Here is a 7918-nt window from a genome sequence, read left to right as displayed (position 1 = left end):
GCGCCCCGGACGTGAGCCAGGGGATCGAACGGGTGGAGGCTCAAGTCCGCGCGAAGATCGCTGGTCCCACGCGATAGCCCGGCGCCGGAAGCTACCAGCGGAGCCTTTCGGCCTGGCTGCGCGTTGGGCCATTAAAGCTCGGGCGTGGTCGTGGGCCATTGGGTAGACAGATGATCGACATCACTACGCTTTCCGAACTCACGATCGATGGAAAGTTATCCCTGGGGCCGGGCGCCTCGAGCAAAGACCTTTTCGAGTTCTATGGCGACGACCTCCGGACATGGTTCCACCAGCAGCGGGCGTCGCACAGCGCCATCATGGTGGGGGCGGGCACGGTCCGGAGCGACGACCCGGAACTGACCGTGCGCCACTTCAACGGCCCGAATCCCCTGAGGGTGGTCCCAACCTCGCTGGGTGACATTCCGCTGGCTTCGCGGCTTCTGAACGATGGCGGCGCGACCCTCGTGGCCGTCTCGAAGGCGGCGCCAGCGCAGGTGGTCGCGGCGCTGGCGGCGAAGCCGAACGTGCAGGTCGTCCACTGCGGTGACGCGCGGGTGGACCTGAATGAACTGATGGATGTCCTCTATGCGCTGGGCATACGAAGCATGATTGCAGAGGGCGGCTCGCGCCTGCTGCATAGTCTCTTCGAGGCCGACATGGTCTCCCGCATCATCATCAAGCACATACCGGTCATCTCCGGGGCCGTGGAAGCGCCCACCTATCTGCGACCGGTGAACGGAACCAGTCGCCTCAGCCTGTCGCGCTGGCGGCTGGACGACATGTTCGTGAAGAGCGGCGTCGGCGTTTCCATCTACACGCCGCTCGCCGTCGCGGCGTGATCGGAGCGGCCGACATCACGGCGGTCGGGCGCCGCCTCGCCGAACGTAGCGGCGCCGCGCCGCCGTCGGCATGGGATCTTCGGATCGAAACCGAGGGCGTCTGCGAAGTTCCCGCGGCGCTGCGCCACGCCAAGCACCTGGCGCTCATGCGGGCCTATCAGGCGCGCTATGTCCTGTTGCCGACCGGCGCTCTGTCGGGTTCGATCGTTGACTGTCTCAGGCGCCACTACGACCCGCAGGAGATGGCGGCGCTGGAGGCCCTCCGCCATGGTCTGGAGGCGGAACTCATCGCACCGGCGGTGGCCGCCGCCCGTGCAAACGCCCGCGGTCGTGACTGGCGTGCATACGCCGAGGCGCTCCAGACGGAGGTCGCCAGCCAGCCGGAAAACGCCTTCGTGGCGTACGTGCGCACCAGCTCGCATCGCGAGGCGCACTATCGCCAGTTCCTGCTGCAGTCGTCGGCCGATCTGCTCGCCGAGGCCTCCGCCTCCGCCCTCGGCGTGGTTGGCGAGTTCGGCGCGCCGCAGTCGGCCCTGTTCCGGATCCTGATCGACGAGTTCGGCTATGGCGTGCACGGCAAAAAGCACAGCGTGCTCTACCGAGCCGTCATGCGCGATTTCGGGCTGCCGGACGAATACAACGCGTGCTGGCCGCTGTTCGACACGGCGACGCTGGACCTGCACAACACAGTCCACCACCTGTTCCAGAACCCGGCGAATTTCTTCCTGCAGGTCGGGTTCCTGCTGTTCGCCGAGACCGCCTACCAGCGCTCAACTCAGGACCATTTCCGCTACCTGCGCGAATTCCACCCGCAGGCCGACGCCCGCTATTTCGGCGAGCACGCCCACATCGACTTGCACCATACAGCCATGGTGATCGAGGAGGTCGCCGCGCCCCTGGTGGCGAACTATGGCGCCGACGTCGGCGTGGAGATCGTCGCTGGCGCGGAACTGACCCGTCGGGCCTTTGACGACGCCGGGGCGCACATGCTGGCGACCGCACGAGCCTTCGACAATGCGGCCGCAGGCGGGCAGGCGACGCCGTCGGCCCCTGACATGGCGGGTCTCGGTCGTGGCGTCACTGCCACCGGCGCCGCGGCGCTGGCCGAGACTGAACGCCTCCAGGTCGGTGGCCTGGGCCAGGTGACGGCGGGCGTCTTCGCGGGCTTTCCGGCGGACGCCTATGCGCGGCGACTGGTGTCATGAGCGAGAGCTGGATCGCAAGTGATCTGCCGCCGATCTGGCGCGATGGCGTGGAATACTTCCTGCTGAGCCACAATGGCGGTCTGTACCTCGTGGCCAACGCCTGCCCGCACCGTGGCGGGCCGCTGAAGTCCGGGTTCATCAACGCGGACGGCGATCTTGTATGCCCCATGCACCGCGGCGTATTCGCCCTCGACCGCCTAATAGCCCGGCCAGGCACGATCCGGCTGGAGGTGGCGCGCGGCCTATGAACCAACCAGGCCTTCTCCCACGCCTGCTGACCGAGGGCGGCGCGTGGAAGCTCGCCAACCTGGTGACGCTCGCCAGAGGCGTGATGATCGTGCCGATCCTGGCCTTGCTGCTCGTCGGGTGGCGCTGGCCCGCGATAGCGCTGTACTGCCTCGCCGCCGCCACCGATCTGGTTGACGGCTGGCTCGCGCGTCGGAGCGGCCGCGGTTCGGAATTCGGCGCGCAACTCGACGCGGCGGTCGACAACCTGTTCTCACTCGGGATCCTGGCCTTCCTCCTTCTCGACCTGCCGGGCGTAATGGGTCGCCACCCGATCGCGCTCACCATCGTGTTTGCAGGTCCGCTGGTTTACCTCGCGGTGTCTTGGCTCCTCAGTCGCCGGCTGCTGATGTTCCACTTCTGGTCGGCCAAGGTGGGCGCTGTGCTCCTGTTCTGCCTCTGGCCGCTTGTTGCTGTCACGGAGTGGGAACTGTGGATCCCACTCGCCGCAGGGGTGATCGGGATTAGCCGGTTGGAACAGGTGGCCTTCCTACTGCGCGGCGGCCGAGACCTCGATGCGGCCCACGGCCTTGCGCGAGTCGACGCCCGCGGCTCCCGTCGCTGATCCCGGTTTCGGCCGGTGATCTCAAGTTCTCGAGTTGGCGCTTCGTCGGCCTGGCCGGGTAACGACGTACAGCACGAGGATCGCCGCGATCAGTACGCCGGCGATCGCAGGGCCGCGCCAGTCATCCTGCAGAACGCGGCCAACGATCATCACCAGGCAGATCGCCCCGCCGGCCGCGGGGACGAGGATCGGGGCGTTGAAGCATCCCTCGATCTTCCCCTCCCGACGCGTCAGGACGATGAGAGCGCCGTTCACGAGAACGAAGACGACCAGCAGCAGCAGGACCGTCGCGCTGGCTAGCTGCTCAATGCCGCCCGCAAACTGCAGGGCGACGACGATGGCCAACAGGGCGCCGATCGCCACGTGGGGCGTTCGCCGTGCGCCGTGTACACGGCCGAGGACGGCGGGGAGGAGGCCTTGGCGGGCCATGCCGTAGAGAAGGCGCGAGCCCATGACGTAGTTGACGAGGGCGGTGTTCGCGACGGCCGCGATGGTGATGACGGTGAAGCCGACAGCGGGAAACCAAGGCGCCGCACGCTCGATCACCAGCTTGAGCGGGCCGGGTGCGGCCGCCAGGTCCGGCCAGGGCACGACGGAGACGGCGGTGATCGAGACCGCCATGTAGATCAGGGAGGCGAGTATCATGGCGCCGATCAGCGCGACCGGGATCGTGCGTTCCGGGCGCTTTACCTCCTCGGCGACGTTCAGCATGTCCTCGAAGCCGAGGAACGAGAAGAAGGTCAGGATGGATCCCTGCAGCAGCAGCCCAACCGTGAGGGCGCCGGCGGGGTTCGCGGGTCCGGTCGGTACGGCGAGGAGATCGGCCTGACCCCAGAAGCGCATCCCAACGGCGATAACCAACAGCAGGCCCAGCGCCTCGACGATCGTGCAGATCGCATTGGCCCAGAGGGACTCGGTGATGCCTCGATAGACGATGCTCGCCACCAGCAGCAGGAAGCCGATCGCAAGGATCGTCACCTCGGCCGAGGGGCCGGCGATGGTCATTCCGAAGTCCAGGCCGATGAGGGTGTTGAGGTTCTCGGCCACCACCTTTGCCTGGGTGGCGATCGAGGCCAGTCCGGAGCAGACAATGGCCAAGCCGATGACATAGCTGAGCCAGGACGTCCGATAAGCCCGTTGCGCGACGTAGGCGGCGCCGCCGGCCTTCGGGTAGCGCGACGCGATGGAGGCGTAGCTCACGCCGGTCAGCAGGGCCGCGGCCATGGCCACCAGGAAGGCCATCCACACGGCGCCGCCCATCACGCCGGCGGCCTTGCCGACGAGACCGTAGATCCCGGCGCCCAGCATGGATCCCACGCCGTAGAGCATCAGCTGGGCCGTACCGATGGTGCGATTGAGCTGGGGCCCCACTTCGGAATCCGCCGAGGGCGGGGCGGCCCCGCTCATGGCTGGCGATCCAGACCGTCGAGGAGCGCCTTCGTCGGATCCTCAGCCAAGCCGCGACACTCTCCGCTGCCTCGCAATCGATCTCCGCCCTGCGAGATCAGGTGACTGGGGCCCGGCGTTTCGTCGGGCGGTGCGGCGCGCGCCGTTTCCTCTATGAGGGCGACGAAGGGTCCGGCAATCGCGCGCCACGTGATCGGCCGCGGGGCGTGAGAGATCGGCTTAGCCTGGTGCACGGGATCTCCCCCGCTTGGCTCGGGCGGGCGTTCGGGCCTCCTGCAGAAGTTCCGTGAGTCGCTCGACGGCCTGGGTGAGGGCCAGGACCTCGTTTTCCCGGAGGTGGTCGAGCTTCTCGTGGAGAAGCTCGACCTCGAGTTCAGCCTTCACATTGACGCGGTAGTCGGTCGCGGCCTGCTGGCGGTCGATGTCCTGGCGCCTGTTCTGACTCATCATGATGAAGGGCGCAGCGTAGGCCGCTTGAAACGATAGGGCGAGGTTCAGGAGGATGAAGGGGTAGGGGTCCCAGCGCTGGACGAAGGCTGTGATGTTCAGGCCGATCCAGATGGCCAGCATCACCGTCTGCGTGACGATGAACGGCCAGGATCCCATGGTCGCGGCCACGCGATCGGCGACGCGCTCGCCGAGGGTAAGGCGCGGAGCTGCGGCGCTCGGGCCCAGCTCGCGCTGATCCCGGCGTAGCGCCCTGAGCGCAAGCAGCTGCCGGGCTTCGTAGTCCTTCAATTCGTGCCGCAAGGCGCGGGCTTGGGTCATCCGGATGTCGGCGCGGTCGACGGCTGCGCCGGCCGCACCTGTCCTCGCGCTACCGGGTTGCCTTGTGCACGGCGTCGATCACCTTGCCCGCGGATTCCTTCGCCGAGCCAACGATCTTGTCGGCCACGCCTTCGACCTGCATCTGCTCGTTGCCGATCGCCTTGCCGACCGCTTCCTTTACGGCGCCCACGCCCTTCTGGGTCACGCCTTCGATACGTTCTTTGCTCATGGCCATTCTCCAGCTGAGTCCTGCGGCCACGGGGAATGCCGCGGCCGCCGCGCGGCCAATCGGGGCAAGCACATCAGACGAAGCCTCAAGCTGAGCCTTTGGTTGCATTCCCAAGGTCGGTTAGATGCCCAAGCCGCACAGCGCCGCCGATCAACCGAACGTTGATACCGATCAAGGCCGGGCTCGCGATCCTTATGCTTTCCTTACGCCTGGGTGCGGCCTTCCGAATGGAGCCCTTACGCCCCCGCTTGGTAGTCCCCTGGCTCCATCGACCTGAAGCGGGAGCGGACCATTGCTCGACATCATCTACATCGCGCTCGGCCTTGGGGCCTTTGCGCTGTTCGGGGCGTTCGCAGCGGCGCTGAGGCGGCTCTGATGCTCGAGATGTTGCTCTGGGGCGCGGGCGCCCTGGTCATCGGCGGCTACATGCTGGTCGCCCTCCTGCGGCCGGACCGCTTCTGACGGCTTCTGACGGACCCATTCCATGAACTGGCAAGGCTGGGCGGAAATCGCCCTCACTCTCGGACTCGCGATCGGCCTCGGCTGGCCGATCGGCGTCTACATGTCGCGCGTCTGGAACGGCGAGAAGACCTGGCTCGACCCCGTGCTGCGGCCCGTCGAGAAGCTGTTCTACGGCGCCTGCGGCGTCGATCCGAGCAAGAGCCAAGGGTGGTTCGGCTATGCGGCGGCGCTGCTCGCCTTCAACGCCGTGGGCTTCGGCCTGCTCTACGCGATGCTGCGGCTCCAGGGTGTCCTGCCGCTGAACCCTCAGGGCTTCGGCCCGCTGTCCGAGCCCCTGGCCTTCAACACCGCCGTCAGCTTCGTCACCAACACCAACTGGCAGTCGTACGGCGGCGAGACCACCATGTCGACGCTGAGCCAGATGACCGGCCTCACGGTGCAGAACTTCCTCTCCGCCGCCACCGGCGCGACCGTCGCGGCCGCCCTGGCGCGGGCGTTCCTCGCCAATCGCGGGGAGGGCCTGGGCAACTTCTGGGCCGACCTGACGCGCACGACGCTGTGGGTGCTGCTGCCCCTGTCGATCGTGGTCGCGATCGCGCTGCTGGCGCTGGGCGTGCCCCAGACGCTGGACGCTTCGGTCATGGCCACGACGCTGGAAGGCGGCCAGCAGAAGATCTCGCTCTACGCCACCGCCAGCCAGCTCGCGATCAAGCAGCTCGGCATCAACGGCGGCGGCATCTTCAACGTGAACTCGTCGCACCCGTTCGAGGGGCCGAACCCCCTCGCCAACTTCATCGCGGCCGTCTCGATCAATGTGCTCGGTTGGGCGGCGTTCTTCGCCTTCGGACGATCGGCCATGGCCAAGAAGGACGTGCGCGCGCTCGTAGTCGCCGCCGCCATCATCCTGTCGGCCGGCGCGGCCACGCTCTACTGGACCGAAACCCAGCCGGCGCCGTCCCTGGTCGCCGCGGGTGTCGACGCCAGCGTCAACATGGAAGGCAAGGAGGTCCGCTTCGGCGCGCCGGCATCGGCCGCCTGGGCCGCCGTGACGACCGGGGCCTCCAATGGCTCGGTCAACTCCATGCACGCCAGCTACATGCCGCTGGGCGGCGCGGTGCAGATGTTCTTCATGCAGCTGGGCGAGATCCTGCCCGGCGGCATCGGCACCGGCCTGGCGTCGATGGTCGTCATGGCCTTGCTGGCGGTGTTCGTCGCAGGCCTGATGGTGGGCCGCACGCCCGAGTACATGGGCAAGAAGATCGAGGCGCGCGAGATCAAGTTCGCGATGCTGGTGGTTCTCGTGCTGCCCCTGTCGATGCTGGGATTCTCCGCCGTCGCCGCGGTGCTGCCCGAGGCGCTGAAGGGTTTGCTGAACTCCGGTCCGCACGGCCTCTCGGAGATCCTCTACGCCTACACCTCGGCGACGGCGAACAACGGCTCGGCCTTCGCCGGCCTGACCGCCAACGCGCCCTGGTGGAACACCACCCTCGGCCTGGGCATGCTCCTGGGGCGGTTCCCCGGCATCGTGGCCGTGCTCGCTATCGCCGGAGCACTCGCGGCCAAGCCCAAGCTCGAGCCTAGCGCCGGCACGCTGCCCACCAACAGCGGCCAGTTCGTGGGCCTCCTGATCGGGGTGATCCTGATCCTGGGCGGCCTGCAGTTCTTCCCGGCGCTGGCTCTGGGCCCGATCGTCGAACACTTCCAGCTGCCGGCGGCCCTCGCCGTCGCCCGCTGAGCCTCAGGACCCGACCGTCATGACCTCCGCTCACGTTCCGCTTGGCGACAACCGCCGCAAGGCCTCGACGCTCGCCACCGGCCTCAATCCAGCGATCCTCAGCCGAGCCACGCGCGACTCGTTCGCGAAGCTCGATCCACGAAAGCTCTTGGGCAATCCCGTGATCTTCGCGACCTGGATCGTGGCGCTTCTCGCCACCGTCTCGGCCGTCATGGAGATCGCGGCCGGCGGCGACTGGGGCTTCGCGCTGCAGTTGGCGCTGTGGCTCTGGGCGACTGTGCTGTTCGCGAACTTCGCTGAGAGCATCGCCGAGGGCCGCGGCAAGGCCGCTGCCGACAGCCTGCGCGCCACCCGGGTCACCACCAAGGCCAAGCTGATCGTGGACGAACGCACCGGGACCATCGTGCCGACGCCCGCCCACGA

General features: G+C 67.6%; 8 protein-coding genes and 1 pseudogene. 6 read left to right on the top strand and 3 right to left on the bottom strand.

All coding sequences use genetic code 11. From position 1 onward, the window contains the following. The first annotated feature begins 170 nt into the window (after positions 1-170). The 4 genes from QZV94_RS20625 to QZV94_RS20610 are packed head-to-tail and all read left to right on the top strand — an operon-like array spanning position 171 to position 2894. Positions 171-839, top strand: a complete 669-nt coding sequence (locus QZV94_RS20625; protein WP_293681304.1) for a dihydrofolate reductase family protein — start codon at positions 171-173, stop codon at positions 837-839. After that, positions 836-2044 carry an iron-containing redox enzyme family protein gene (locus QZV94_RS20620; RefSeq protein ID WP_293681301.1) on the top strand — a complete coding sequence of 403 codons (1209 nt, stop codon included), beginning with the start codon at positions 836-838 and terminating at the stop codon, positions 2042-2044. The genes QZV94_RS20625 and QZV94_RS20620 overlap by 4 nt, the downstream gene beginning before the upstream one ends. Further along, on the top strand, positions 2041-2292 hold the full coding sequence (locus QZV94_RS20615; RefSeq protein ID WP_293681299.1) for a Rieske (2Fe-2S) protein: 252 nt from the start codon (positions 2041-2043) through the stop codon (positions 2290-2292). The genes QZV94_RS20620 and QZV94_RS20615 overlap by 4 nt, the downstream gene beginning before the upstream one ends. Next, complete coding sequence (locus QZV94_RS20610; RefSeq protein WP_367254990.1) at positions 2205-2894, top strand: CDP-alcohol phosphatidyltransferase family protein; 690 nt, start codon at positions 2205-2207, stop codon at positions 2892-2894. The genes QZV94_RS20615 and QZV94_RS20610 overlap by 88 nt, the downstream gene beginning before the upstream one ends. 21 nt (positions 2895-2915) lie before the next feature. Here QZV94_RS20610 and QZV94_RS20605 read toward each other — a convergent pair whose 3' ends face one another. From QZV94_RS20605 to QZV94_RS20595, 3 genes are all read right to left on the bottom strand, one after another. Then, entirely contained in the window at positions 2916-4301 is a 1386-nt protein-coding gene (locus tag QZV94_RS20605) for an APC family permease (RefSeq protein WP_293681293.1), read from the bottom strand. Between the two features lie 219 nt (positions 4302-4520). Continuing rightward, positions 4521-5069: a DUF1003 domain-containing protein gene (locus QZV94_RS20600; RefSeq protein ID WP_293681290.1), complete on the bottom strand. Its 549-nt coding sequence runs from the start codon at positions 5067-5069 to the stop codon at positions 4521-4523. 49 nt (positions 5070-5118) lie between these two features. Beyond that, positions 5119-5304: a CsbD family protein gene (locus tag QZV94_RS20595; protein WP_367254993.1), complete on the bottom strand. Its 186-nt coding sequence runs from the start codon at positions 5302-5304 to the stop codon at positions 5119-5121. A 478-nt stretch (positions 5305-5782) separates the two neighbouring features. Here QZV94_RS20595 and kdpA point away from each other — a divergent pair, with 478 nt between their 5' ends. Further along, the gene (gene kdpA / locus QZV94_RS20590; protein ID WP_293681284.1) at positions 5783-7495 is read left to right on the top strand and encodes a potassium-transporting ATPase subunit KdpA; all 1713 of its coding nucleotides are present in this window, start codon (positions 5783-5785) and stop codon (positions 7493-7495) included. Positions 7496-7514: 19 nt separating this feature from the next. After that, positions 7515-7918: pseudogene (locus QZV94_RS20585) on the top strand (potassium-transporting ATPase subunit B); the annotation flags it as partial.

Source organism: uncultured Phenylobacterium sp., from assembly GCF_902826855.1.
GTDB lineage: Bacteria > Pseudomonadota > Alphaproteobacteria > Caulobacterales > Caulobacteraceae > Phenylobacterium.
Note: the sequence above shows the minus strand (reverse complement) of the source record. Positions and strands in the feature narration are given on the sequence as shown.